This window comes from Natrarchaeobaculum aegyptiacum, from assembly GCF_002156705.1.
Lineage (GTDB): Archaea > Halobacteriota > Halobacteria > Halobacteriales > Natrialbaceae > Natrarchaeobaculum > Natrarchaeobaculum aegyptiacum.
The window spans coordinates 2,280,850-2,305,112 of record NZ_CP019893.1; the positions used below are offsets into that span (position 1 = coordinate 2,280,850).

24 protein-coding genes are annotated in these 24,263 nt (G+C 65.9%); 13 read left to right on the top strand and 11 right to left on the bottom strand.

Annotated features, from left to right (window positions below; genetic code table 11):
- Positions 1-191 precede the first annotated feature (191 nt).
- The 3 genes from B1756_RS11095 to B1756_RS11105 form a co-directional block, all read right to left on the bottom strand.
- Positions 192-590: a response regulator gene (locus B1756_RS11095; RefSeq protein ID WP_086888596.1), complete on the bottom strand. Its 399-nt coding sequence runs from the start codon at positions 588-590 to the stop codon at positions 192-194.
- Between the two features lie 114 nt (positions 591-704).
- A complete protein-coding gene (locus tag B1756_RS11100) occupies positions 705-3,530 on the bottom strand; it encodes a DEAD/DEAH box helicase (protein ID WP_086888597.1) in 2,826 nt (941 codons plus the stop codon).
- A gap of 65 nt (positions 3,531-3,595) precedes the next feature.
- Positions 3,596-4,165 carry a hypothetical protein gene (locus tag B1756_RS11105; protein WP_086888598.1) on the bottom strand — a complete coding sequence of 190 codons (570 nt, stop codon included), beginning with the start codon at positions 4,163-4,165 and terminating at the stop codon, positions 3,596-3,598.
- Positions 4,166-4,403: 238 nt separating this feature from the next.
- Between B1756_RS11105 and B1756_RS11110 the strand changes: the two genes are divergently transcribed.
- Both B1756_RS11110 and B1756_RS11115 read left to right on the top strand, forming a co-directional pair.
- Complete coding sequence (locus tag B1756_RS11110) at positions 4,404-5,315, top strand: PGF-CTERM sorting domain-containing protein (RefSeq protein ID WP_086888599.1); 912 nt, start codon at positions 4,404-4,406, stop codon at positions 5,313-5,315.
- Between the two features lie 290 nt (positions 5,316-5,605).
- On the top strand, positions 5,606-5,818 hold the full coding sequence (locus tag B1756_RS11115; RefSeq protein WP_086888600.1) for a DUF8149 family protein: 213 nt from the start codon (positions 5,606-5,608) through the stop codon (positions 5,816-5,818).
- 28 nt (positions 5,819-5,846) lie between these two features.
- Here the strand turns inward: B1756_RS11115 and B1756_RS11120 are convergent, their stop codons facing one another.
- The 3 genes from B1756_RS11120 to B1756_RS11130 all read right to left on the bottom strand — a co-directional run bounded on the left by B1756_RS11120 (position 5,847) and on the right by B1756_RS11130 (position 9,607).
- Complete coding sequence (locus B1756_RS11120; protein WP_086888601.1) at positions 5,847-6,866, bottom strand: GNAT family N-acetyltransferase; 1,020 nt, start codon at positions 6,864-6,866, stop codon at positions 5,847-5,849.
- Between the two features lie 129 nt (positions 6,867-6,995).
- Entirely contained in the window at positions 6,996-8,249 is a 1,254-nt protein-coding gene (locus B1756_RS11125) for a glycosyltransferase (RefSeq protein ID WP_086888602.1), read from the bottom strand.
- The gene (locus B1756_RS11130) at positions 8,246-9,607 is read right to left on the bottom strand and encodes a prenyltransferase/squalene oxidase repeat-containing protein (RefSeq protein ID WP_228434340.1); all 1,362 of its coding nucleotides are present in this window, start codon (positions 9,605-9,607) and stop codon (positions 8,246-8,248) included. Before B1756_RS11130 ends, B1756_RS11125 begins: the two co-directional genes overlap by 4 nt.
- A 195-nt stretch (positions 9,608-9,802) precedes the next feature.
- Here B1756_RS11130 and B1756_RS11135 point away from each other — a divergent pair, with 195 nt between their 5' ends.
- A complete protein-coding gene (locus B1756_RS11135) occupies positions 9,803-10,921 on the top strand; it encodes a DUF354 domain-containing protein (RefSeq protein WP_086888603.1) in 1,119 nt (372 codons plus the stop codon).
- A gap of 117 nt (positions 10,922-11,038) precedes the next feature.
- Here B1756_RS11135 and B1756_RS11140 read toward each other — a convergent pair whose 3' ends face one another.
- Positions 11,039-11,920: a coiled-coil protein gene (locus B1756_RS11140; protein WP_086888604.1), complete on the bottom strand. Its 882-nt coding sequence runs from the start codon at positions 11,918-11,920 to the stop codon at positions 11,039-11,041.
- A gap of 374 nt (positions 11,921-12,294) precedes the next feature.
- Entirely contained in the window at positions 12,295-13,383 is a 1,089-nt protein-coding gene (locus tag B1756_RS11145; protein ID WP_086888605.1) for a tubulin/FtsZ family protein, read from the bottom strand.
- 132 nt (positions 13,384-13,515) lie between these two features.
- Here B1756_RS11145 and B1756_RS11150 point away from each other — a divergent pair, with 132 nt between their 5' ends.
- The 3 genes from B1756_RS11150 (at position 13,516) to B1756_RS11160 (ending at position 16,280) form a co-directional block, all read left to right on the top strand.
- Positions 13,516-13,941, top strand: a complete 426-nt coding sequence (locus B1756_RS11150) for a DUF5791 family protein (protein WP_086890151.1) — start codon at positions 13,516-13,518, stop codon at positions 13,939-13,941.
- A gap of 89 nt (positions 13,942-14,030) precedes the next feature.
- Positions 14,031-14,924 carry an SDR family oxidoreductase gene (locus B1756_RS11155; RefSeq protein WP_086890152.1) on the top strand — a complete coding sequence of 298 codons (894 nt, stop codon included), beginning with the start codon at positions 14,031-14,033 and terminating at the stop codon, positions 14,922-14,924.
- A 150-nt stretch (positions 14,925-15,074) separates the two neighbouring features.
- Positions 15,075-16,280 carry a DHH family phosphoesterase gene (locus B1756_RS11160; RefSeq protein WP_086888606.1) on the top strand — a complete coding sequence of 402 codons (1,206 nt, stop codon included), beginning with the start codon at positions 15,075-15,077 and terminating at the stop codon, positions 16,278-16,280.
- 66 nt (positions 16,281-16,346) lie between these two features.
- On the opposite strand, the gene B1756_RS19660 is transcribed toward B1756_RS11160, so the two are convergent.
- Entirely contained in the window at positions 16,347-16,517 is a 171-nt protein-coding gene (locus B1756_RS19660) for an HVO_0758 family zinc finger protein (RefSeq protein WP_186336452.1), read from the bottom strand.
- Positions 16,518-16,673: 156 nt separating this feature from the next.
- Between B1756_RS19660 and B1756_RS11165 the strand changes: the two genes are divergently transcribed.
- The 3 genes from B1756_RS11165 to B1756_RS11175 all read left to right on the top strand — a co-directional run bounded on the left by B1756_RS11165 (position 16,674) and on the right by B1756_RS11175 (position 19,113).
- Positions 16,674-17,888, top strand: a complete 1,215-nt coding sequence (locus B1756_RS11165; RefSeq protein WP_086888607.1) for a glycosyltransferase family protein — start codon at positions 16,674-16,676, stop codon at positions 17,886-17,888.
- 81 nt (positions 17,889-17,969) lie between these two features.
- Positions 17,970-18,476 carry a DUF7109 family protein gene (locus B1756_RS11170; protein ID WP_086888608.1) on the top strand — a complete coding sequence of 169 codons (507 nt, stop codon included), beginning with the start codon at positions 17,970-17,972 and terminating at the stop codon, positions 18,474-18,476.
- A 49-nt stretch (positions 18,477-18,525) separates the two neighbouring features.
- Positions 18,526-19,113, top strand: a complete 588-nt coding sequence (locus B1756_RS11175; protein ID WP_086888609.1) for an NUDIX hydrolase — start codon at positions 18,526-18,528, stop codon at positions 19,111-19,113.
- A 19-nt stretch (positions 19,114-19,132) separates the two neighbouring features.
- On the opposite strand, the gene B1756_RS11180 is transcribed toward B1756_RS11175, so the two are convergent.
- Positions 19,133-19,384 carry a bacteriophage holin gene (locus B1756_RS11180; RefSeq protein WP_086888610.1) on the bottom strand — a complete coding sequence of 84 codons (252 nt, stop codon included), beginning with the start codon at positions 19,382-19,384 and terminating at the stop codon, positions 19,133-19,135.
- A gap of 171 nt (positions 19,385-19,555) precedes the next feature.
- On the opposite strand from B1756_RS11180, the gene B1756_RS11185 reads away from it, so the two are divergent.
- Complete coding sequence (locus B1756_RS11185) at positions 19,556-20,911, top strand: tRNA pseudouridine(54/55) synthase Pus10 (RefSeq protein WP_086888611.1); 1,356 nt, start codon at positions 19,556-19,558, stop codon at positions 20,909-20,911.
- Positions 20,912-21,437: 526 nt separating this feature from the next.
- On the opposite strand, the gene B1756_RS11190 is transcribed toward B1756_RS11185, so the two are convergent.
- On the bottom strand, positions 21,438-21,917 hold the full coding sequence (locus B1756_RS11190; protein ID WP_086888612.1) for an RNA-binding protein: 480 nt from the start codon (positions 21,915-21,917) through the stop codon (positions 21,438-21,440).
- A gap of 131 nt (positions 21,918-22,048) precedes the next feature.
- Between B1756_RS11190 and B1756_RS11195 the strand changes: the two genes are divergently transcribed.
- The 3 genes from B1756_RS11195 to B1756_RS11205 all read left to right on the top strand — a co-directional run bounded on the left by B1756_RS11195 (position 22,049) and on the right by B1756_RS11205 (position 24,230).
- A complete protein-coding gene (locus B1756_RS11195) occupies positions 22,049-22,666 on the top strand; it encodes a TMEM175 family protein (protein ID WP_086888613.1) in 618 nt (205 codons plus the stop codon).
- Between the two features lie 75 nt (positions 22,667-22,741).
- Entirely contained in the window at positions 22,742-23,104 is a 363-nt protein-coding gene (locus B1756_RS11200) for a metallophosphoesterase (RefSeq protein WP_086888614.1), read from the top strand.
- A 76-nt stretch (positions 23,105-23,180) separates the two neighbouring features.
- The gene (locus B1756_RS11205) at positions 23,181-24,230 is read left to right on the top strand and encodes an RNA-guided endonuclease TnpB family protein (RefSeq protein WP_086888615.1); all 1,050 of its coding nucleotides are present in this window, start codon (positions 23,181-23,183) and stop codon (positions 24,228-24,230) included.
- The last annotated feature ends 33 nt before the right edge of the window (positions 24,231-24,263 follow it).

Here is a 24,263-nt window from a genome sequence, read left to right on the forward strand (position 1 = left end):
GGTCTTTCTTGCTCCTTCCCACTGCCTGTCTTCCTCATGATAAATCTACCACGATAGTAGCTACTGATAAAATTCACGGCAACCGGACAAGCTACACACACGACGTGGCAGATTCGGTGATACCGGTCCGGTTGACGAAGACTTCACGTCCCAACGCTTCAGAACGGGCTTGAGACCGTCCGTATCGACCGTTATCGATTCGCTTCGATCGCCAGCCGAACCCGATTCGCGAAGACGTTCATCTCGCCCGAGGCGTGGTTGCTCTTCTGGACGAACGCCGAAACGCCGGCCTCGAGTGCCTCTGCAGAGAGTGGCTCGAGCGGATTGCCGGTGAACAGGACGAACGGGACGTCGGCCATCTTCGAATCGCCAGTGACGGACGCGGCGAGTTCGATTCCGGTTTCGTCGGGCAGTTCGTAACTCGAGATGACGCAGTCGACGGCGTCGCTGGCGTCTGCGAGCACGTCTCTGGTTTCGGCCGCCGAGCCGATACACCTGACCTCGAATCCGTGCTCCTCTGCTAACGTTTCGCTGACGTGGCTACTGAGAAATTCGCTATCTTCGACGAGAAGCACGGTATACGCCGGCATACGATTAAACACGCGGCTGACATCTTATAATAGCTTGTGGCCGTCAGTGTCAGTCGAAGTGACAGACGGGCCGGGTGCGGGTGTCTCGTTCGCCGGGACACGACTCGTGTCCGGTCAGTCCCAGAACGACTGGGTGCGGGCGTACTCCCGTTCCTTGCGTAAGATGTCCCGATAGAACTCGTCTTCGTCCTCGCGCAGCCGATTGATGATGAGTGCGGCGTTGTGCGGGCCGACGCCGCGGGCCGCGAGGGCGATCACGGCCTGCTTGCCGTGACTCTGGACGAGACTCGCCGCCCGGAAGGCCCGCTCGGTCATCCGCTCTTGCTGCTCGTCGCGTTCGTTCGCCCGGACGGCGTCGACGACTTCCTCGGCCCACGGGTTGAGCGCGGCGATCCGCGTCGACTCACAGTCGGGACACTGCGGCTGGTCGGGCACCCGCCTCACCTTCGTCTTCGACTTCCACTCCGTACAGTGGGTACACAGCAAGATCACCCGGTCGTTCCGAATCCGCTCTTTGACGGTCTCGAGCACGCTTGCATCGGCGTTCTCGGGAGCCAGGAGTTCCTTGCTGCTCGAGCGACCGCCCTGTCCGATCGGGGTCCGACCCCGGTGGGAAACGAGGTCGATTTCGCCGGACTGGATCCCCTCGAGGACGGTGCTCGCCCGCTCGACGTCCAGATCCTCGTGGAACACCTCGCGGACGGCCTCCTCGTACATCGGCGTGTCCTCGAGAGCGGCCAGTAGACGGTCGTTCGAGAGCCGACCCGATCCCTGCCAGCGTTTGAGCGCGCCGAACTTCGTCGACACCTGCGCGAGCCGGAACGCAAGCGCGTCGGCGTTCTTGAGGCCGAGTTCGATGATCGCCTCGACGTGGTCCGGGTCGGTTTCCGCTATCACCTCGAGCACGTCGCTCGTGGCGATCGAACTCGGGACCTCGAGTTCGATCCGGTAGGGATCGACCTCGAGGCCGACCGACGAGCCGGCTCGCTGGCCCAGCAGCGACGAGAGCAGTCGGCCGAGGGTCTCGTTGACCTCGTGACCGTAGCAGGCGTTGAGGACGATCGTCCGGCCCTGGCGCTCGAGGACGAGCCGGTCCGCAGTGGGCATCGGCGTCTCGCCGTCGACCTGCCGCTCGAGCTGGTCGCAGGCCTCGGTGAGCGTGTGCTCGTCGGCGGGATAGCGACCGGCGAGTTCGCGGGCGACTGCAGCGGCGCTGGCACCTGTCTGGAACTGTGGTTCCGCAACGCTACGGATCTCGCCGACCTCGCCGGCGACCGCCGCGGGGACCGGGATCTCCTGACCGATCCACGAGGGGACTTCGCCGGCGGGGTCCTCGATCGGGCTGACCTTCACGCGCTCTTCGTCGTCGTCGATTTCGGCGATGCGCCACATCTCCCCGCGCTGGACGAAGATCTCGCCCGGCCGGGCGAAGTTGACGACGAACCGCTCGTCCAGGGTCCCGATCTGGCTTCCCGAAGCGATGTCGTGGACCTCGTAGGTCGCCTCGTCGGGGATCATCGAGAGGTTCGAATAGACGTACTGCCAGGTCCCGCCGGTCGTCTCGAGGCGTTCGTCTGCCTCGTCGAACCAGACGATCCGGTTGCGGTGGAGTTCGCCCGCGATCTCGCGGATCGTTTCTGCACCGACGTCCCGGAACGGGTACGCGCGCGTGATCGTGTCGATTGCCTCGCGAAGCGGCGTCGCGCCCCGGCTCTGGACCATCGCGGGGAGCTGGTTGGCGACGACGTCGAGGCTCCCCTCGTGGATCCCCGCGGGTTCGACCTCGCCGTCTCGGGCCCGGCGAGCGATCGCCAGTGCCTCGAAGGTGTCGTCCGGTCGCGTAGTGACGATCGTCCCGCTCGAGACCTCGTCGCGGCGGTGGCCCGCCCGCCCGATGCGCTGGAGGAGCCGCGCGACCTGTCGCGGGCTCTGGTACTGGATCACGTGGTCGACGCGGCCGACGTCGATACCCAGTTCCATCGAGGAGGTACACAGCAGGGCGTCGAGTTCTCCTGCCTTGAAGCCATCCTCGACGTCGACCCGGGCTTCCTTCGAGAGCGAGCCGTGGTGGACGCCGATCGGGAGATCCAGTTCCGTAAACCTGGAGCCCAGCGCCTCTGCGGTCTGGCGCGTGTTGACGAAGATCAGCGTCGACTCGTGTGTCTCGACGAGCTCCCGGATTAGCCGGACGTGGCTGGCCGTTTCGGCGTCGGTGACGAGCCTTCCCGCGAGGTCGTCGTCCGCCTCGGTCACCTCGGGCGTCCGGACGGTGACGTCGACGTTCCCGCCCACGTCTATCTCTCGGATCACACACTGGCGACCCCCGGTGAGGAACGCGCCGACGGCCTCGGGGTCGCCCACCGTCGCCGAGAGGCCGATCCGCTGGAACGTCCCCGCGAGGTCCCGGAGTCGCTCGAGGCCGACCGAGAGCTGTGCGCCACGCTTCGAGGCGGCGAGTTCGTGGACCTCGTCGATCACGACGTGGGAGACGTCCGCCAGTGCCTCCCGGAGCCGTTCGCCGGTCAGCATCGCCTGCAGCGTCTCGGGCGTCGTGATCAGGACGTCAGGCGGGTTCTCTGCCTGCTTTCCGCGGCGATACTGGGTCGTGTCGCCGTGGCGGACGTCGACCTCGAGATCGAGGTACTCGCCCCACCACTCGAGCCGTTCGCGCATGTCGCGGTTCAGCGCTCGCAGGGGGGTGACGTAGAGTGCGCCGAAGCCCTCGGGCGGGTCCGCCACGAGGTCGTCGAAAACGGGCAACATCGCCGTCTCGGTCTTGCCACTCCCGGTCGGCGCGATCACGAGCGTGTTCTGGCCGGCCGCAAGCGGCGGAATCGCCAGCCGCTGTGGTGCCGTCGGCGTCGAGAAGCCGCGTTCGGAGAGCGCCCCACGAACCGTCGCTCCGAGGTGCGTAAACGCCGCGACGTCCCCGTCGGTCATCGCCCGCCCTAGGGACGAGTGGTCCATAAGCGCCACGCTCGGGTCCGCATTCGTCTCCCGTGGGGTCAGTCCGGGTGTTCCTCACCGGTATCGTCGTCAGTGTCGCCACGCTCGTCACTGGCGTCGCCGCCAGCGCCGTCACTTTCTTCGCCACCTTCACTCGAGTCCTCGACGACTTCGGCTGCTTCCTCGAGCAGTTCGTCGGCAACCTCGTCGTCGACGGCCATCTCGCCGGGTTCCGGGACGTCCTCCCGGGACCGTTCGACGATCTCCTCGGGCGAGCGGTCGTCCTCGGTCACGTCGATGGCCGTCCCGGACTCGAGGTCGCTGTCCTCTCCGGCTCGATCCACGTCGTCTCGGTCGTCTTCACCAGTTCTCTCGTTGCCGTCCTCGGGGGTGCCTTCCTCAGCAGCGTCCTCGAGAACCGGGACTACCTCGATTGCGTCGTCGGGTTCACCCGACGCTGTCCGGCCCAGATACCGTGAGATCGCGTACGCGACGAGGGCACCGATCGCGAGCACGGCGATCGCACGGGCGAGTTTCGACCGGTTCGTCGATGCTGCCGGTTCCGCGGACGCCGAAGCGTCGTCGCTCGTTGCGATGAGCGACGCGATCGGGCTGAGAAGGGGGTCCATGTGCCGAGGTTCTCCCTCGAGTGAGAAGGTGGTTCCCGGTGGGTACGCAAGCGGCCGGTCGGCCTGAGTAGTCGAGTAGGAACGGCCTACCACCGAGTATGCGGCCCATAGCTACACGCTCGAGGTCGTCATCGGAATCGATGACAGTCACGAACTCGAGAGAGTCTCGACGCCATCGCGTACAGTGGTCGATTCAGGCCTGGACCGTTCGAATCGGGCTCGAGGAGGTCGATCTCGCGTGAACGCCACGAACCGCTCCGGAGCGCGAACCGTCCTCGTCCTCGCGTTGGTGACGGTGGGCCTCGTCGTCTCGGTCGTGGCCGGACCCGGTGTCGGTGCGGTCGCCGCACAGGGCGAGGCGGTCTCCGAGGAAGCCGTCGAGGAACCCGTCCCCGAGGAGGGTGACGCAATGTTCGAGGCCGAGGCCGACGATGGCAGCTGGATCAGCTACATCAATCCGCGCGATGCCTACCGGACGCCGTACCTCGGTGAGGGGTCGGGCAAGCTCTGTGTCACGCTGTTCAACGAGGCTGGTGAGCCCGTAACGGGCGAATCGATACCCGATACGACAGTCACGATCGAGACTGGCGACGAGCTCGCGTGGCACGACCACGCCGATCCGTTCGTCGTCGAGTACCCACTTTCGACCCACTACGACCAGCCGCTGGACGCCGACCAGTTCGGCACCACCGATGACCTCCCACAGGGCGACGGCTACTACGACTCTCACTGCCTCGAGTGGCACGGCCTCGATGAGAACGAGACCGTCGAGTACGGCCCGGTCGAACTCGAGGGTGAACACGCCGACGATGTCGAGGTCGTCGGCTATATCCAGCAGGCCCACGACTCCTGGGACTCCGACGTCGACCCGCTCGAGGCGGCCCAGCCCTACGAGGACGTCGGCGGCTGGACCTACGAGCCAGATGCCTCCCACGGGCAGGTCGTGGCCGTCCTCCAGCTCGACGGCGACGTCGATCCGGACGCTCACGGCGGTGGGGGCGCTGACGAGGGCGACGCCGCCGAGACGCAGGAAGCCGGCGAGGGCGGCCCCGCGGACGATCCAGACGATCCCACGCCGGGACTCGGCCCCGCCGCGGCGCTACTCGCGCTGGCCACGCTGGCCGTCGCGACTCGAGTACGACGTCAGTGAGTCGTCGCCGTCGGCTGGTTCCCTCGACCGTCAGCAGAGACTGACCGGCGTCAGCGAGTGGACCCAGCGCTACTCGAGTACACTCAGCGGCCCAGAGAACGGGCAGGATCAGTAAACACCCATGGAGCGTGGGTGGACGGGGCCTGTGGCGCGCGATAGACTGTGCCCTTCCCCCGTCTACGTTCGAGTTCTGAGCCACTCGTGATAAGCGTGGTGGCTCCCGTCCGTCGATTTCCTCTCGCACACGCGTACCAATCACGTTTTGGGGGTTGCCACGAGAGTCAGTGCCGATGACCGCAGACGCCGACGAGCCAACGGTGCCGATCGTCTGTTCGGAGTGTGAGACGACGTCACGGATCCCGCTGTCGGAGGTCGCCGACGCGATCGCGCGACACAACGACCGCCTCCACGACGGGGTCGACGTCGCGATGGTCGACCCGGAGATTAGCGAGGCCATCGCCGACCTCGCGGCCGAGGACCTCGGGTTGCTCGAGGACGGTTGAGGACCTCGGGTTGCTCGAGGACGGCCGACTACTTCATGGAGCCAGCGACCCGCTGGTAGGCCGACTTCGCGACTGCCATCTCGAGGCCGGCCGATTCGACGACGTAGTAGGGGCGCAACTCGCCGTTGAACTTCCCCTTGTACTCACAGAGCCGTTCCGTGTTCGCGCCGACGAGGTCGTAGCCGGTGATCGACTCGAGGTCGGGGTCGGTAACGAGATCCTCGAGGACGACGGCGTGGAGCAGGTTGTTGACGCTGACGTGGTCGTAGGAGGCGGTGACGCCGCCCTGCCAGTAGTAGGCCAGTTCGTCACCGAAGAGCGTGAGGATACCGCTCAGGTACTCCCCGTCGGGGTCGCGGGCGACGTAGGTTCGCCAGCGATCCTCGTCGAACGCCGCGAGCAGGTCTCGAAGGAACGTCCTGGTCATTGGGGCCTCGTCGTCGTATGCGGCGTACTGGTCGACGACGTCCTCGTAGATCCGCAGGGCGGCGTCGATCCCCTCGGTCCCGATCTCGACGTCGCTGTCTTCGTACCGGCGCATCTCGTTGCGCAGGCTCTTGCTGAACCCGGCCATCGCGTCCTCGAGGTCGCCACAGCCCTCGAGGTCGACGACGTAGGTAAAGCGGGGATCGACCGCGAGGTCGTTCCAGGCGTACGGTCTGGGGTCCTCGTAGCCGACCGGGGCTGTCATTCGAAAGAGGGTGGTCCGCTGGTCGACCGCGAGATCCGCGAGGACGCCCTCGGCCAGTTCGGCGTTGATTCGTTCCCACTTCCGGCGCTTCGGGCTGTTGGGAAAGATGACCGGGCCGAGGCGGGGCACGCCGAGGCCGGGTGGCGGAGAGGTGACCGTCCGGCCGACGGGTTTCTCATCGACGAACACCGGGAGCAGGCCGACGGCCTGCTGTCCCTTGAAGGCCCCATAGAGGCGCATCTCGGCATCGGTGTGTGCGTCGAGGACCGCCAGCGCGTCCGGATCGTGAAAGACCTCGCCGCCGCGGTTCGGGAGCGCGTCTGCCCACGTCTCGAGGTCGATTCGGTCGACGTCCATACGGTCGCCTGCGGTGATCGTCCGTTTCGTTATCACGTCGATACCTCGCGTAACCGGGTTCCTAGAGGTGCACTCGGGTCGGCCACGGGATGCTTTCCTCCCGGCCGACGCACCGTCGACGCCGACAGCTCACCCCTCGAGGGTCGCCAGAATCCGCCCCCAGTCCACACTCGCCTGCTCGAACGAGACGTCGGGCCGAACCCCGGCGGCGTTTCGGCCCAGCTCCCGTCGGAACGCTGGTTCGTCGAGGTACCGGGCCATCCCATCGGCGATCGACTCGACGTCCCGGTCGGCGACGAGGAGTCCGTTCTCGCCGTCTGTGACCACGTCCGGGACGGAACCGACGGGTGGAACGACGGGCGCGAGCCCGGTCGCCATCGCCTCGAGCAGCGCGAGCGGGAGCGCGTCCCGCTCGGAGGTGAGGACGAAACAATCGGCCCTCCGGTAGCAGATCACCGGGTCGTCGACCCAGCCAGCCATGTCGACCCGATCGGTCAGCTCGGCGGTTTCGAGAGCCTCGACCACGGCGGGGCGGAGCGGTCCGTCGCCGACGATCAGCGCGCGGAACTCTCCCTCTCGGCCATCGGCCAGCACCTCGAGCGCCGCCACGAACCGGAGCGGGTCCTTCTCGGGGCTGAGGCGGCCGACCCAGACGAAGTCGTACTCGACGTCGGTCACGTCGCTGCCATCGTCGTCTTCACCGGATCCGGACTCGGGCGGCCGGTAAACGTCGACGTCGATCGCGTTCGTGAGGATCTCGATTCGGTCGGGCGAGACGCCAACGTGGGTCAGGCGCTCGGCGTGGTCGGTGCCGGGGACCGAGACGGCGTCGAACCGACCGAACAACCACCGGACGACCGGGCCGTACCACTGGTCGACGTGGTGGTCGAGGTCGATCCCGATGACGCCGAGGTGGGTCGGGTAGCCGTAGACGGCCTTCAGGACCAGCGCGTAGATCCCGTACGGGAACAGCGAGATCGAGACGACCGCGTCGTAGTCGTTTCGAAACCCCTCGTAGAGGGCGAGTACGAACAGGACCACGAGCCGGACGAGTCGCGGGCCGACGTCGGGGACGGCCACGTATCGCGCCCCGTCCACGTCGTACCGGGGCTCGAGGGCGACGAACGTCGTCTCGCCGGCGATCTCCGCGAGCGGGCCGAAGTGCCGGCGGTTCTTCCGACCGAGGCCGGTGACGACGAGGACGCGCTGATCCGCCGCGGGGGTCGCATCCGCGGCTGCCGTCCCGGCAGTATCCGTTTCGTCGGCCTCTCCCTCGCTCCCCCGGGAACCGTTCGCCGGTGACGCTGTGTCTGTCTCCCGGTGCCGTCCATCCTGCGACAGCGGGCTCCCATCGTCCCCCGATCCGCTCGTCGCCCGGCTCATACGTGCTGGGAGGCCATCGAGCGATCGTCAGCCGGCTGTTCGCCGCCCTCGAGTGCCGACTGCGCTCGCTCGTTCGCGGGCCCGTCGGCCGACTCCGACTCGAGCACCCGCCGTGAGCACGCGAGCAGAAACTCCGAGAGGGCGTAGGCCATCCAGCCCTGACACCAGCGCATGAGCGTCACCCGTCGGGTGTGGGTGCGGTACTTCCGGTAGTAGAACTGGCCGTCCCGGACCTGCAGGTTCGCGAGCACCCAGCGGAGGATTCGATCCGCCATCTCGAGGTCGCCCTCGCGGGTGAAGACGAGCATTCCCTGCGTACTGGCGTGGATATCCCGCGGGTAGGCACTCGATTCGTCGAAGTTCGGCGCGCCGTCTAACTCGAACAGCTCCTCGCGGTAGAACTCGAGGCCAGTCGCTATGGTGTCGTCGTACCGGTCGGCGTCGACCACGTCGCGGTAGCGCTGGAAGGCTTCGATGACGAACCCGTTGTGGTGACTGTCCATCGAGAGGTGCGAGGCGTCGGCGGGGAGGCGGTAGGGCCACCCGCCGACGGCGGTCTGGGCCGATGCGACGTGGTCCAGAATTTTCGTCGCGCGCTCGCGGAGCTGATCGTCGCCGAAAAACGCGTAGAGGTCGACCAGCATCGCCGCACCGAGGGCGGCCGAGTTGATCGTGTAGGAGTCCTCGGGGTGGTTCATGTGGTAGTCGATCTTGGCCCCGTCCTCGCACTCGCGGTAGTTCAGGTCCTCGACGAGGAACGATTCGGCGGTCCGGGCGAGGTCGGGGTACGACTCCTCGAGGTGAGACGCCCGGAGGAGCGCCTGAACCGCAAACGAGGTCGAGACGATGTCCGGATCGCTCGGGACGCCCTTCGAGTGGAGGTGCTGGATCGGGTGGCGGTGGCCGCCACAGAAGCCGCTGTAGTCCGTGATCCGTTCGTCGACCAGCCACTCCGCGAGCCGGTGGGCCTCTCCCTCCGGGTCGAACGCAGATCGGACACCGACGCCGCGGTCGGCCAGCTCCTGGTAGTTCAGGTTCGCCATCGTAAACAGCGCGGCTCCCTTGTAATTGCGCCGCTGCTCGACGCGGAACAGCGGTCTGACGTCGACCGGTGCGCGCTTGACCGTCTCCTGCACAGCGAGGTTGAGCCACCGGTTCTCGACCGGCAGCGACTGGAGGAGTCGGCTGCTCAACCCGTCGCCGTAGTCCGGCCCGACGTACTCGTTCCGACGCGCGTACGCGAGCGTCGCGTCGAGTACCTGCGGGTACTCCTCGAGTGCGCGTCGTGCGACCGGCTCGCTCCCACCGGAGACCGCCGTTCCGTCAGAAGTAGTTCTCGAAGGGGCTCGTGACTGCATCGCTCACATCCTCGAGCCTGCTGGCCATTGGTATAGGGCTGCTACCTGCAGCCGTGGTACGTCTGCAACGGGGCAACCGAGGGCTAGTCTCGGCCGACGACGAACGCGAGGCGGGTACGGAGAACCGACGGCACGGGTACGAGGCCGATAACAAACTCGCCCAGTCGGTTCACCGTACGATCAACGAACGTCCTCATGAACGTCCTGTTCTTCACCAACACGCCCGCCCACGCCCACCTGTACCGCAACGCCGTCCACCGACTGCGCGAGCGCGGCCACGACGTCTGCGTGCTCGCGCGCGACTACACCTGCACGCTCGACCTGCTCGAGTACCACGACGTCGCCTACCAGTGCTTCGGCTATCTGGGCACCAGCAAGCGCTCGCTCGCTGCCAACCTGCCGAAACACTACGTCAACGCCCTCCGACTCGTCCGGCGGTTCGACCCGGACCTCGTCTTCGGAATGGGTGGGTACGCTGCTCACACTGGCGCGCTCACCGGGACGCCGTCGGTCCTCGTGCTGGACTCCGAGCCGACCCGGGTCGACCACGCCATCTCGCGGCCGTTCGCCCGGACCATCCTCACGCCCAACACCTTCCGGAAGGACCTCGGCGAACGTCACCACGTCTTTCAGGGACTCAAGGAGTGTGCGTACCTCCACCCGGACGTCTACGAACCGGATTCGTCGGTTCGCGAGGAACTCGAGGTCGGATCGGACGAACCCTACGCCATCGTCCGGCTGAACGCCTTCGGTTCCCAGCACGACGTCGGCAAGCAGGGAATCACCGGCGACGACCGTCGCCGCGTCATCGAACACCTCGCCGACCACGCGACGGTGCTCGTCTCCGACGAAGGCGGTGACGCCGACCTCGAGGGGCTGCCCGCCGACCCGTTCGACCTCCACCCCGCCCGGCTACACGACGCTCTCGCCGAAGCTGACCTGCTCGTCGCCGACACTCAGACGATGGTCACCGAAGCCGCCATCCTCGGTACCCCCGCGATCCGGTCGAACTCCTGGGTCGGCGACGACGACATGGGCAACTTCCTCGAACTCGAGTCCCGGGGGCTGATCGACAACGTCACCACGACCGAGGAGATCACAGCGCGCGCCACCACGCTCCTGACCGACGACGGCGTCGCCGACACCTGGCAGCGCCGTCGCGAGTCGTTCCTCGCCGAGACCGTCAACCTCACCGACGTCCTCGTCGACGTCGCACTCGCACGCGGCCGCGTCGACGACCTCGAGTCGGTCAGCCAGTACGGACAGGCCGTCCGGCAGGACTCGCCGTCGTCCGTGGGGATCGGTGGTGATTGAGGCTGCTCGAGACGTCCTCGGACAGGCTGACACCGCACCCAGCGCAGCCGCTCTCGAGTCGATGAAAAGTCGCGAATAGAGAGAACGGATCCGGGCGACGGATCCTCTAGATGGCGATTACAGCAGTCCCGTCTTCTGGAGCTTCATCAGGTCCTCGGTGTCGAGGGTCTCGCCTTCCTTGAACTTCTGATAGATCTCCTCGGCTTCTTCTTTGGCCTCTTCTTTCTTCTTGTCGCGAGCGGACTTGCGCTCCTGTTCTTCTTCCTTGTCCAGTTCGCGCAGGCGCTTCTGGACGCGGACGAAGTCCTCGTGGTGACGGTCGGCCGCTTCCTGGGCCTCGACGAACTTCTCGTGCATCTCGTCGGCCTCGTCACGGATGTCGTCGGCCTCGCGGTAGGCCTCGATCATCTGGTTGTGGTGTTCCTGGGCCTGGTCTGCGAGTTCCGTGACCTTCTGGTGGTGCTTGGAGGCCTCAGAACGGACTTCCTCGGCTTCCTCGACGAGTTCTTCCAGGTCGTCGTTCTGCTCGAGTTTTCCCTTGCGGTCTTCGTACTCTTCGCGCTTGGCCTCGATCTTCTCGATGAGTTCTTTCTCCTCGTCGCTCGAGAGGACCTCGGTCTGCTGTTTGAACTCGAGTTCTTCGATCTCGGACTCGAGCTGTTCTAGGTCCTTGCCCTCGTCGAGTTCCATGTCCGACTTGAGCTGGTCGACCTTGTCGAACAGCTCGTTGGCTTTGGCGTTGAGCTCGTTGCGGCTCTCCTTGTGCTCCTGGACCTGCTCGTTGAGTTCGTCGCGCTTCTCGCGGTGCTCCTGGGCCTCGTCGACTTTCTCGCGGGTCTTCGCGTTCAGCTCGTCGCGTTTGGAAGCCCGCTCAGAAGCCATCTGGTTCAGCTCGTTTCGCCGGTCACGGAGTTGGCCGGCCTTCTTGATGAGCTGTCCTTTCGAGTCGTTTTCGAGGTCGTCTTCTGTCAGTTCGATGTTTTGCGATTCGTCTACCATGTGTTACTCAAACCTCTGTTCCATACCGCACCGGGGACCAGCGAACCGACGGCTGGTTGGCGTACCCATCAGCGGGCCGCCGACCCGTCCGGACTGGGAAACACGGCGACCGCTCACGACCTGCGAAACCTCGGTGAATAAGATTTCCTGTCATCGATCGTCGAGCGATACGCGCCCCGGTGGCGTTCTGGTATCGGCTACTACTGTCGCCTCTAATTTAAATGTACCGATCGGTAGACCCCTGAAAACCGTTAGCAGGGGCCTCGTCTGCCCTGTCGGACCCTGTCACGGATGCACGTAGGACATATAAAATGGCTCGAGCGTGTGGCCTGAGACGGTACTCGACGAGCGAGGGCGATCGGCTGACGGGGGCCTCAGAACAGTCCCTCGAGACGGTCGTCGGTCAGCGCGTCGGCGGGGTCCTCACGGTCGCCCTCGTCTTCCTGCGCGCGTTTTGCTTCGCGTGCGCGTTCCATGAACTCGTCGAGTCGGGACGAGCGTTCGGCACCGCCGAGCAAGACGAGCGCGCCGAGGCGGTCGCTCTCGAGCGGGAAGTCCCCGCCGCGGACCTGCATGCTGTCGGTCTCCTCCTCGAGCCAGCGGCGGGCCTTCTCGACGCCCTTGCGGGGGACCGCTTCGGGTTTGCCGGCGATGACGAGCAAGGCGGCGTCGGCTCTGGTCGCGTCGGGCAGACTGGTGCCGGTCAGCAGCGCCTGTCGGGAGACGCTCATCACGGTCCGGAGGTTCTCGCTCGCCTCCTCGGCGGCGATCTCGCTCGCGTACCCGAGGACGGAGATGCCCCCGGCACGGAAGGTGTTGATGACCTCGCTCGAGTCGACGACGCTTTCGCCGACGCCGTCGACGGCTTCCCCGGAGGCGAAGAGCAGGCCGACGCGCTGGGCGATCTTGCCGTTGATGCGGTCGAAGGCGTCCTCGACGCTCTCGCCCTGTTCGTGCCAGGAGTCGTTGTCGATCAGCAGGGTCGAGTCGGCCTCCCGGGCCAGCGTCTTGAGCGAGCGGCCGGCGTTGGCCTGGTAGAGCGCGCCCTCGTTGCGTCCGGGGAGGATGCCCAGCGCGTAGACCGGCACGTCGTAGATCTGCTGGAGGTGGTGGACGAGCGCGGGGGAGCCACCGCTACCGGTGCCACCGCCGAGACCCGCGACGACGAAGATGGCGTCGGCTCTGGAGGTGACGCGGCCGTCGAGTGCGTTGACGACCTGCTGGATGTCTGCTTGCATGATCTCGGCACCGAGTTCGTTGTCCGCGCCGACGCCGTGGCCGTTGACCCGGTCGGCACCGATCAACAGCGTGTCGACGAACTCGAGGGAGTGGAGGTCTGCTTCGGCGGAGTTGATGGCCAGGGCACCCTGAACGGCTCCGAAGCCCATGTCCGCGTCGAACTGGGCGAGCCGTTCGGTGACGTTGCCACCGGCCTGACCGACTCCGATCAGGGCGACTTTCATACGCCTGTCATGCCGCCGATATCAGAAGAACGTTGCGATGCACCACTCCGCCCAGGAAAAAGCAAGCGATCGAACGACGCTCACTGGTTCCCAATGGCAAGCCACTTGTTCGCGTCGGCGCTCACTGCGAGTATGCTCCACGATCAGCGGTTCTCCGTTCCCGACTCCCCCGACGCGCTCCGGGCCGAGTACGATGACGACCTCGCGACGATCGTCGACGAACACGGCCTCGAGAGCGCCGCGAACGAGACGAGCGTCGACGGGGACGCCCTCGAGGCCGTCCTCGCGGGTGAGTCGCCCGACCTCACGCTCGAGGAGGCAGCCGAGATTCAGGCGCTCGCCGACGGGGCACCGGACGCCGAGACGGTCGTCGAGATGGCCTGCGAGCACCTCCTGCTGGGGATGTCGTCGGCCGTACTCGACGTCGACGCGCTCGCGGGAGCCGTCGAACTCGACCTCGAGGCCAAAGAGATCCAGCAGAAGATCGAGCGCCGGGCCCCGATGTCGCTGTCGGAGTTCGTCCACCTCGAGTACGCGATCGTCGACGGGTTGCCCTGAGACGGCCCTCGAAACGGAGCGTGGGTCCTTCGGAATCGTCGGCCAGGTGAGCAGTGCGGTTTATGGTCGTCCGCCTACAGGAGTCGACCATGCACGTCGCGATTCTCGGCTGTGGCTACGTCGGCCTCGAGCTGGGCCGCCAGCTCGTCGACGCCGGCCACGATGCGGTTGGCGTCCGGCGCTCGGCGACAGGCCGTGACCGGATCGAGGAGGCGGGGTTCGAGGCGGTCCAGGCGAACGTCACCGACCGCGAGTCGCTCGCGGCGGTCCCGGACGTCGACGCGATCGTCTTTGCAGCGAGCAGCGGCGGGCGCGGTGCGGCTGCTGCCCGTGACGTTTACGTCGAGGGTCTGCAGACGGCGATCGACGCCTTCGGCCAACGTGACAGCCCACCGGAACGGCTGATATACACGTCATCGACGGGCGTCCACGGCGACCACGGCGGCGACTGGGTCGACGAGGAGACGCCCCTCGAGCCGACGACCGACAAGACCGAGGTACTCGCCGAGGCCGAACGCGTCGCCCTCGAGCGCCCCGCGGAACACGGCTACGACGGGACTGTCGCCCGCTACGCCGGCCTCTACGGTCCGGATCGGTACCGCCTCGAGCGCTACCTCGAGGGGCCGGTCACCGAGGGCTACCTGAACATGGTCCACCGGAACGACGCCGCGGGCGCGGTTCGATTTCTACTCGAGAACGACGTCGCTCGCGGCGAGGTCGTCTTGGTGGTCGACGACGAACCGGCCGACCGCTGGGACTTTGCCGACTGGCTCGCCGAACAGTGTGGTCTCGAGGCGCCGCCCAAGCGGACGACCGAAGACCGACTCGCCGAAGACGACCTCTCTGAGGCGGCTCGCCGGCGCGTCCTGACGAGCAAGCGGTGCTCGAACGCGAAACTCCGGGAACTGGGCTACGAGTTCCGGTATCCCACCTATCGCGAGGGCTATCGCGATGCACTCGAGGCGTACGTGGCAGACACCTGAGCAGTCACTCGCGGTGGCCGGCCGGGGCTGGTTCGGTACTCGAAACCAGCCGAAATGGGTCTGTCGCCCCCGTCGACGGCCCCTCGAGGTCAGCAAACGTGACGATTCGATCAGGGGAAAATTCTTTATCACTGCCTCTGAGTGTCGGATATGAACCATCGAGACGCCTCGACGACGGCGTTCGTCGAGGCGGCTGGATCGGCGATCGAGATCGACGGAACGACCGTCGAGGCGGTCGCCGACGGATTCTGGTCACTCGAGCCACTGGTGCTCTCGCTGTTCGTGGTGGGAGTGGCAGCGCTGCTGGTCGGCGGCTGGTGGATCGTCCGCTGGTTCCGCCGGCCGCCGGGGATTCGACTGCAGCGAATTCTTGCCGACTACGACGAGGTGACGGTGTTGATGCACCCCAACCCCGACCCCGACGCGATGGCGTGTGCGATGGGCGTCGCGGCGATCGCAGACTGGGTCGACACCGACGCAACTCTCCAGTACGCCGGCGAGATCCGCCACCAGGAGAATCGGGCCTTCCGGACGGTCCTCGACCTCGACCTCGAGGCCGTCGAGTCGAGTTCGAACCTCGCGACCGACGCGGTCGTCCTCGTCGATCACAACACGCCTCGCGGATTTACTGGCGCACAGTCGGTCGAACCGGTCGTCGTGGTCGATCACCACCCCGGAAACGGAACCGGGACCCGGTTTACCGACGTGCGAACGGACTACGGCGCGGCGTCGACGATTCTCGTCGAGTACTTCGACGAGATCGGTGCGGTGACGCCCGACGAGGAAAGCAGCGGTCTCGAGTTGTCGCCCGAACTCGCGACGGGGCTGCTCTACGGGATCCAGTCTGACACGAATCACCTGACCAACGGCTGTTCGCGCGCCGAGTTCGACGCCGCCGCGTACCTCTTCGAGGCCATCGACGAGGACCTGCTCGAGCGCATCGCGAACCCACAGGTCAGCGACGACGTCTTGCAGGTGAAGGCGACGGCGATCACCGAGAAGCGCGTCGAGGGCTCGTTCGCAGTCTGTGACGTGGGCGTCGTCGGGAACACCGACGCGATCCCACAGGCTGCAGACGAGTTGATGCACCTGGAAGGGGTCACGGCGGTCGTCGTCTACGGCGAGAAAGACGGGACCATCCACCTCTCGGGTCGGTCCCGGGACGACCGGGTACACATGGGCGAGGCACTCCGCCACGCGGTCAGCGACATCCCGATGGCGAACGCCGGCGGGCACGCGCGGATGGGCGGCGGACAGCTCTCCGTCGAGCACATGCAGGGTATCGGTCCCTCGAGCGGGGTCGACAAGGCGGAGTTCGAGGAACGGCTCTTTTCGGCGATGGCTGGCGAGCGCTAGCCGCGGGTGTGCTGCAGTGTGGGTCCGGATTCGACGGTGTGTGGCCTGTCAGGCCGTCTGTGGGCGTTACCGGATTTCTTTCCACTCCGAATCGCAGTCGGGGCAGCTCCGGACCGTCTTGATCTCGTCGGGGTCGTTCTCGGTCTTCAGCGGCTGTTCACACTCGCCACAGACCAGCCGGTCGTAGGTGTCCTTCTCGAGTTCGCCTTCGCGGAGTGCCTTCCGGACTGATTTCATGTGCCCGGCAGTAGGAAGCTAGGGGTGAAAAAGACCGGGGCTCCTTCGGGGCTCGTGTCGTCCGGAAATCACGTGGACGGAGTGACCCGAGGTGGCTCGGAGGCGGCCCTCGCCGGAGTCGTGGCCGTTTTACCGGTCGGGCCGAACACCTAACCGATGGAATACGTGCAGGAGCGGATCGCGACGCTCCACGACCTCGCGGCGGACGTCCCCGGGCCCGGGTCCGACGGCCCCGCGAGCGCCGTCGACGCGGCCGCAGCGCGCCTCGGGGAGGCGGCCATCGTGGTTCCGATGACCGACCGCGAGTACGAGCACCCGGCGGCTGCGCGCGTCCTCTCGGAACTCGAGTCGGTCGATCCCGCCGCGGTCTACCTCCCGATCCGGTCGCCGCCGGACCGCCTCGAGCCGTTTCGCGAGTGGCTCGAATCGTACGACCTGCCGACGCGCGTGCTCTGGTGTAACGCGCCGGGCGTCGATGCCCTGCTCGAGGAGGCGGGGCTGGCCGGGCCGCACGGGAAAGGCCGAGACGTCTGGCTCGCGCTCGGGCCGGCGGCCGCCGCCGGCGAGTACGTGGTCGTCCACGACGCCGACGCCAGCAGTTACGAGGTCGACCACGTCCACCGGCTGCTCGCGCCGTTGACGATGGAACTGGGCTACGACTTCGTGAAAGGTTACTACGCACGGGTCGAGCGCGGCCGCCTCTACGGCCGGCTCTGTCGACTGTTTTACGAGCCGCTGATCGAGACGCTGGCTGTGAGCCACGACGCGGACGTTCTCGCGTACCTCGGGGCGTTCCGCTACGCGCTCGCCGGCGAGTTCGCGGCGACTGCCGACCTCGTCCAGCAGCTTCGGGTGCCACGCTCGTGGGGGCTCGAGGTCGGGACGCTCGGCGATGCGTTCGACCACGCGGGCTTTTCGGGCACCGCGCAGGTCGACCTCGGTCGTCACGTCCACGACCACCGGACGGTCGCCGGCGAGGCCGGTCTCGAGGGGATGAGCCGCGAGGTCGCGGCGGAACTCCTCCGGGTACTCGAGGCCCGCGGGGTCGACCCCGACTACGAGACGCTCCCCGACCGATTCCGCGAAACTGGCGAGCGCCTGATCGCCCAGTACCGCGCCGATGCGGCGTTCAACGGCCTCTCTTACGACGTCGACGACGAGCGCGACCAGCTCGAGCGATACGCGGCGGCGATCGAACCGCCCGGTGACGTGGTTGGAAGCGACGGCGAGGGTGGGGTCGACGACGCCGGCGGCCGTGGTCCGGGAGAGCGGCTCCCGCCGTGGGCCGACGCGCCGATCGACCCGGGGGCGGTCCTCGAGGCCGCCCAGCCGTGGCGAGACGACCGACTCGAGACGCGGACACAGGACTGACCGGGTGCTTACTCACACTCGCGTCCGTGCGCTCGACCGCGGCTATCAATCTTTATCTGCGAACCGCCCGTTGGCCCGGGTATGAACGTGACCGGCGACGAACTGGCGGGCGTCGTCGACCTCTTCGGCGGGCTGACGCGCACGGAACTCGAGCGCGCGCTCTCGGAAGCGGCGTTTCGTGCCAGCGGTGACAGTCTCGAGCCCGATGACGTCGAGGCACCGCTCGAGGCGGCCCGTGAGGAGTTCGCCGTGGTCGCTCTCGAGCCCGCCGACGCGTCCAACGAGGCGACCTGGGCCGACGACGGCGAGCCGGAGCCGCTGTTCGTCGCCGGTCCCGCGGCATTTCCGACCCTGCCGGAGGGTGCAGAGGACCTCCCACACATCATGGACGTCGACACTCGTCGCCCGGACCGGGAGGCTCTCGGTGCGACGGTTCGCGACCGGTTCCTCGCGGACGTCTCGAGCGCGGTCGAGGCGGGCGACGCCGATCGCTGTCGGCACCTGCTCGACCTGAGTTACGACCTCGAGGCGTGGGCACCGATCGACCTGACCGACGAACGCGACCGACTGGAGGCGGCTCTCGAGTGACGGTGGCGAAGACGAGCGAGAGTGAGACCGAGACTGAGAAGACGAGCACATGGCCCGATTGAACCTGGATCCCGTCGCGGCACACGAGCCCACCGAGATCGACGATCAGCCCAACGACGCGGCCGTTCTCGCGCCGATCGTCGACCGCGACGGCGAGGACTACCTGCTGTTTACTCGCCGGGCGGACCACCTCGGGGAACATCCCGGACAGATGAGCTTTCCCGGCGGCGGTGCCGAACCCGAAGACGACTCTATTCTCGAGACCGCACTCCGGGAAGCAAAGGAGGAGATCGGTCTCGACCCCGGAGAAGCGGAGGTCGTGGGTCAGCTCGACGACATCAGGACCATTTCGGAGTACGCCGTGACGCCGTTCGTCGCCCACGCCCCGGACCGGACGTACGATCCCGACGACGGCGAGGTCGCCGAGATCGTCACGCTGCCGCTGTCGGGGCTGCTCGACCCGGCAAATTTCGAGTACGAACGCCGCGACGACCCCCACTACGGTGAGATCGTCGTCCACTACTTCCACGTCGACGGCTACACCGTCTGGGGCGCGACCGGGCGCATGCTGGTGCAGTTGCTCGAGCTCGCGACGGACTTCGAGGCACCCGAGCCCTCCGCCGACTCTCGGCTCTGAGACAGCGGTTCTGACGGCGTCAGTGTCTCGCCAGTCGGTTGTACAGCCAACCGAACAGGTACCCGAGGACGAACGCGTCGACGAATCCCAGTGTCGTCCCCCAGACGAGATCGCCCGGATCGCGACTGTAGCCGGGGTAGATGTCCTCGAGGAGTACGCGCCACTGTTCGCCGTAGTCGGTCCCGGCCGCGAGCTCGAGGACGGCGACGAGTGACGCCCAGAAGACACCCGCTGTCAGTCCAAGCGCGCGCGGGTCGATTCGTCCTGCCATCGACGGCAGATACGACGCCACGAACCATCATAGTGGTTGGCGTGGGTTCCCGGTCAGCATGAGTTCGCAATTTGCGTGAGTCCGTAGTCAGCGTGGATTCGGTCGGTCTGATGTCGGACGGGACGCAGCCGAACAGAAAGCGTGTTACGCGCGCTCCACCAGGGCCTGCATATGACTGTCGTGGACGACGCCCGCGCACTTCTCGAGACGGGACCCGTCTGTGACTCCTGTCTCGGTCGCCCGTTCGCCGAGCGGAGTTTCGGCCTGATCAACGCCGCCCGCGGTCGGGCGCTCCGGACGACGATCGCACTCGAGGACGATACCGACTACGACCCCGACGAGCCCGCAGACTGCTGGGTCTGTGAGGGCTACGCCGGCACCGCCGACGCCGTCGCCGAGACCATCGCCGCCGAACTCGAGGGGACCCACTTCGAAACCTACCAGGTCGGGACCCGCGTCCCGCCACTGGTCGAGGAGAACGACCGCCTGCTGCGCGAAGATGCCGGTCTCGACCCGGAGGTCGGCGAGTCGGTGAAACGCGAACTCAACCGCGAGGTGGGCCGTCGCGTCGGCGCGAAAACCGGTGCCGAGGTCGACTTCGACCGGCCGGACGTCCTCGCCGTCGTCGACCTCGAGGGCTTCGACCCACTCGAGGCGCTCGAGGCCGAGACGGTGACGAGCCACGCCGTCGACGTGCAGATCAACCCGGCGTTCGTCTACGGCCGCTACCGAAAGCTCGAGCGCGACATTCCACAGACGGAGTGGCCCTGCCGGGAGTGCGGTGGCAGTGGCGTCCAGCTGGGTGACGACGGCGAGGAGCCCTGTGACTACTGTGGCGGCTCGGGATACATGTACGAGACGAGCGTCGAGCAGGCCGTCGCACCGCACGTCGTCGCGGCGATGGACGGCGACGAGGGCACGTTCCACGGGGCCGGCAGGGAGGACGTCGACGCCCGGATGCTCGAGGATGGCCGCCCGTTCGTCGTCGAGGTGAAACGACCACAGCAGCGCGATCCGGACGTCGAGACGCTCGAGGCCGAGATCAACGACGCGGCCGACGGTGCCGTCGAGGTCGAGGGACTGCGACTCGCGACCTACGAGATGGTCGAACGCGTCAAAGAACACGACGCGAGCAAGCACTACCGCGCGGACGTCGCGTTCGCCGACCCGGTCGACGAGGAATCCTTCCAGACGGCGCTGGCGGAACTCTCTGGAACCACGGTCGACCAGTACACCCCCGAGCGCGTCGACCACCGCCGGGCGAACCTCACCCGGGAACGGACCGTCTACGAGATCGACGGCGACCTCCACGAGCCCACCAGCGCCGAGGTTCGCCTCCACGGCGAAGGTGGCCTCTACGTCAAGGAACTGATCAGCAGCGACGGCGGTCGAACGGAACCCAGTCTGGCCGGCCTTCTCGAGACCGATGCCGAAGTCACCGCGCTCGACGTCACCGGCGTCGAGGGCGAGGACGAACCGTTCGAACTCGAGGCCTACTTCCGGGACGAGAAGCGATCCGCTGAGTGACGTCACATCAGGTGTCGTCGTCGGCGCACGCACTCGAGATTTCGTGCACAACTCCGGCTAGGAGTCTATCAGGGTACCATCAATCAAAAACTCGATCTTTTCTGTGAAGTGTTTGAGAATCAGCATACGAGGAAACCCCTCAGGCCGCCACCGACCTTCGTCCTTTCAATCCACCAGGACCGCAGCCGGCCTGCCCTCTCCCGCTGAGCGAACTCGACGAGTTCGCGATGCTCGGAAGAGCGTGCTCTTCCGCTGGATCACGCGCCACCGCGCGATCTGCTCGGCGGCGTGCTCCCGGCCGGCTGGCGCGCAGACGAGGCGTCCGAGCATAGCGAGGACGGGGCGTCGACTTGCGAGGTCTTCGCGAGCACCGCGAGCGTGCCGGGGGCTTTCGAGGTGGTCGTAATCGAACCGGCTTCCACACAGGTACAAACAATATACTGAATTCCGATGATAATACGACAGGAATGATAGACGACTAGCCGACACGTAACGAACGTGGCAAACGTAGAATCGGCAGAATCGACTAACCGGTGAAGCCGTAGAGGTCGTCGCCGACGTGATGAAGCGAGTCGACGACCTTGCCCTCGTCGCCGGTCATGTCGTCGGCGTCGACGCGAGCGCGGCCGACGGCGAGCACCTTCCCGTGGGACTCTTCGGCGATCAGGATCAGGTCGCCGTCGGAGATGTCGTCGGTCGTCTCGGTGATGCCGGGGCGCATCACGTCTGCGCCGTCGCTGACGAACGAGACGGCACCGGCGTCGACGGTGACGATCCGCTTGTCGGGATCGTAGGCGTTGGCACCGCGAACGGTCAGGAACGGTTCTTCGTCGAAGTACGCGACTTGCGGTTCGCCGTCGATGAGGACGACCTCCCAGTCCGTCTCCTCGAACTCGACGCGCTCGTAGGCGTCGCCGTCCGGCACGACGCCGAGGTGATTCGAGAGGGCGTCCTCGAGTTCCGAGACGGCGTCGCTCCGGAGGTGGTGGCGAGATTTGACCTGCATACTCGCGCTACCTCGCGGACGCATTTAATAGATTAGATTCCGGTCGCGTACCCTCCTGCCGACGCTCGAGGCCGTCTCATCGCGAGCGAACCGGGCCAGCGTATACACGGGTCCGCGTGGACTCGCCGACCATGCGAACCCTCGGCGGCGACGGCACAGACCGGATGGAGGGGCTCTCCGACGGGCTATTCGCGATCGTGCTCACGCTCCTCGTGTTACAGTTCGAGGTGCCCGACGTTCCGGCGGACGACCTTCCGGCCGCCGTCGCAGATCAGGAGGCACTGCTGGTCAGTTACCTCCTGAGTTTCCTCGTCGTCGGACTCTACTGGGTCGTTCACCACAACCTCTTCGACCACATCGTCGAACACGATCGGCTCCTCCTGTGGCTGAACCTGCTGTTTTTGCTCTCGATCTCCTTTCTCCCCTATCCGACGGAGATCGTCGGGCTCTACGGCACCCAGTTCGCCTGGACGCTCTACGCGAGTAACTTCGTCCTCGTCGGCCTGCTCGTGACCGCCTGCTGGAGCTACGCCGCTCGAGCGGGCTACACCGCGGCGGGGATCGACGACCGGATGGCGCTCATGATCACGATCAGGGGGCTGATCACGCCAGCCGTCTTTACGCTCTCGATTGGCGTGGCCGTCGTCTCCCTGACGGCGGCGTTTGTCGTCCCGCTGTTGATCGTCCCGCTACAGGTCGTCTGGGCCCGGTATTACCAGCGCGTCACGGGCGACGATCCTGACGGGTGATCGATCCACCACCCGGACCCACACCGACGGGGGAAACCACTATCCCGCCGGGACTGGTAGACTGGCGGGTCCCGAATGGCCGAGGAGTACGTCTTCATCAGCGACCTCCACATCGGCGGCGACGAGCAGCTCACGTCGATCGACTTCGAGGCGGAACTGGTCGCGTTCCTCGCCGATCTCGAGGCCCGCGGCGGCGACGTCGAGTTGATCATCAACGGCGACGCCTTCGGCCTCTGGGAGTATACCGAGGTGACCGGCCCGGCGAAACTCGAGCGGGTCATCGAGGAACACCCACGCGTATTCGAGCAGTTTCGAGCCACGGGCGAGGCAATCGATATCACACTGATTCCGGGGAACCACGACTACGACCTCGCCTGTTACAGGTTGAACAGGCGCAATGCCACGGTCTTTAGGCCGTGGATACGCGCCGTCACTTAGTGACGCAACCCGCCGACGATAGCACAGTCAGATATTCCAACAGATATTCAAACAATCGTAACTAATTACAATTATAATGGTCACGGTGACTGTCACCGCGAAGTTCCACAACCCGTCCCTCTCACGGCGGAAAGAGTGGCAACACGCCTCTGGACTCTACCGTGATACCAAGCAGTTCTGCATCGACGGATGGAAAAACGGCGACTTCGACAAGTCCGTGACCACGGCCAGCATCGACAACGATCTCTATTCGGCCATCCAGAACCAGGCCATCCGAGAGGCGAAATCAGACCACAACAAGGACGGAGATGTTCGCTACCGAGAGAGTCAGCCGTTCGCCGTCAACAACCAGAACTGGGAAATCGACACAACTGAGAACGGCACGGTCGTCGTCGGCTTCCCGTGCGTCTCTCAATGGTGGTACACGCCTATCGAAGTGTATGACGACATTGCCGACCCTGTAGACCGACTGGTCGAGGGTGACGCAAAGAAGACACGGCTACAAGTGTACCGCCGTAGTGACGATTGGTTCTGTACGTTCAATATCGAGTACGACGCCGACACGTCGGGCGAAACGCCAATCGGCGTCGACATTGGTGAACGGCACATCCTCGCCGTGACCGCATACGGTGATGGTGAGTCGATGTTGGTGTCGGGTGGTGAGGCGAAGTACGTTCGACGCAACTATCGTTCCCTACGCGATTCGCTTTCGGAAGCGGGTGCGCTTCGCGCACGCAACCGCGTTGGTAACAAAGAACAGCGTCGAATCACAGACTTGAACCACAAACTCTCCCGTCGCCTCATCGCGTTCGCGGAACAGTTCGAGAACCCCGTCATTCGGATGGAAGACCTCGAAGGTATCCGTGAGAATAGTTCGTGGTCAGGTGTTCACTCGTGGCATTTCCACCAACTCCAACAGTTCATCACGTACAAAGCCGAACGCGCTGGTATCCGCGTCGAGAAAGTTGATGCCTACCATACCAGCCAACGGTGTTCGGCGTGTGGTTCGATGGGAACCCGTGATGGCGACCACTTTTCGTGTTCGGAGTGCGGTCGAGGACGCCACGCCGACCTGAACGCTTCGGAGAACATTGCACAACGGGAGGGAGAACCATGCACGGCCTAACAGTTCGGCTGAGGCGAACCGTGCTACCTCGCT

Bases quoted from the DNA above. Each gene is read 5' to 3' on its own strand.
- B1756_RS11095 (WP_086888596.1), bottom strand. From the start codon at position 590: ATGCCGGCGTATACCGTGCTTCTCGTCGAAGATAGCGAATTTCTCAGT.
- B1756_RS11100 (WP_086888597.1), bottom strand. From the start codon at position 3,530: ATGACCGACGGGGACGTCGCGGCGTTTACGCACCTCGGAGCGACGGTT.
- B1756_RS11105 (WP_086888598.1), bottom strand. From the start codon at position 4,165: ATGGACCCCCTTCTCAGCCCGATCGCGTCGCTCATCGCAACGAGCGAC.
- B1756_RS11115 (WP_086888600.1), top strand. From the start codon at position 5,606: ATGACCGCAGACGCCGACGAGCCAACGGTGCCGATCGTCTGTTCGGAG.
- B1756_RS11120 (WP_086888601.1), bottom strand. From the start codon at position 6,866: ATGGACGTCGACCGAATCGACCTCGAGACGTGGGCAGACGCGCTCCCG.
- B1756_RS11125 (WP_086888602.1), bottom strand. From the start codon at position 8,249: ATGAGCCGGGCGACGAGCGGATCGGGGGACGATGGGAGCCCGCTGTCG.
- B1756_RS11130 (WP_228434340.1), bottom strand. From the start codon at position 9,607: ATGCAGTCACGAGCCCCTTCGAGAACTACTTCTGACGGAACGGCGGTC.
- B1756_RS11135 (WP_086888603.1), top strand. From the start codon at position 9,803: ATGAACGTCCTGTTCTTCACCAACACGCCCGCCCACGCCCACCTGTAC.
- B1756_RS11140 (WP_086888604.1), bottom strand. From the start codon at position 11,920: ATGGTAGACGAATCGCAAAACATCGAACTGACAGAAGACGACCTCGAA.
- B1756_RS11145 (WP_086888605.1), bottom strand. From the start codon at position 13,383: ATGAAAGTCGCCCTGATCGGAGTCGGTCAGGCCGGTGGCAACGTCACC.
- B1756_RS11150 (WP_086890151.1), top strand. From the start codon at position 13,516: ATGCTCCACGATCAGCGGTTCTCCGTTCCCGACTCCCCCGACGCGCTC.
- B1756_RS11155 (WP_086890152.1), top strand. From the start codon at position 14,031: ATGCACGTCGCGATTCTCGGCTGTGGCTACGTCGGCCTCGAGCTGGGC.
- B1756_RS11160 (WP_086888606.1), top strand. From the start codon at position 15,075: ATGAACCATCGAGACGCCTCGACGACGGCGTTCGTCGAGGCGGCTGGA.
- B1756_RS19660 (WP_186336452.1), bottom strand. From the start codon at position 16,517: ATGAAATCAGTCCGGAAGGCACTCCGCGAAGGCGAACTCGAGAAGGAC.
- B1756_RS11165 (WP_086888607.1), top strand. From the start codon at position 16,674: ATGGAATACGTGCAGGAGCGGATCGCGACGCTCCACGACCTCGCGGCG.
- B1756_RS11170 (WP_086888608.1), top strand. From the start codon at position 17,970: ATGAACGTGACCGGCGACGAACTGGCGGGCGTCGTCGACCTCTTCGGC.
- B1756_RS11175 (WP_086888609.1), top strand. From the start codon at position 18,526: ATGGCCCGATTGAACCTGGATCCCGTCGCGGCACACGAGCCCACCGAG.
- B1756_RS11180 (WP_086888610.1), bottom strand. From the start codon at position 19,384: ATGGCAGGACGAATCGACCCGCGCGCGCTTGGACTGACAGCGGGTGTC.
- B1756_RS11185 (WP_086888611.1), top strand. From the start codon at position 19,556: ATGACTGTCGTGGACGACGCCCGCGCACTTCTCGAGACGGGACCCGTC.
- B1756_RS11190 (WP_086888612.1), bottom strand. From the start codon at position 21,917: ATGCAGGTCAAATCTCGCCACCACCTCCGGAGCGACGCCGTCTCGGAA.
- B1756_RS11195 (WP_086888613.1), top strand. From the start codon at position 22,049: ATGCGAACCCTCGGCGGCGACGGCACAGACCGGATGGAGGGGCTCTCC.
- B1756_RS11200 (WP_086888614.1), top strand. From the start codon at position 22,742: ATGGCCGAGGAGTACGTCTTCATCAGCGACCTCCACATCGGCGGCGAC.
- B1756_RS11205 (WP_086888615.1), top strand. From the start codon at position 23,181: ATGGTCACGGTGACTGTCACCGCGAAGTTCCACAACCCGTCCCTCTCA.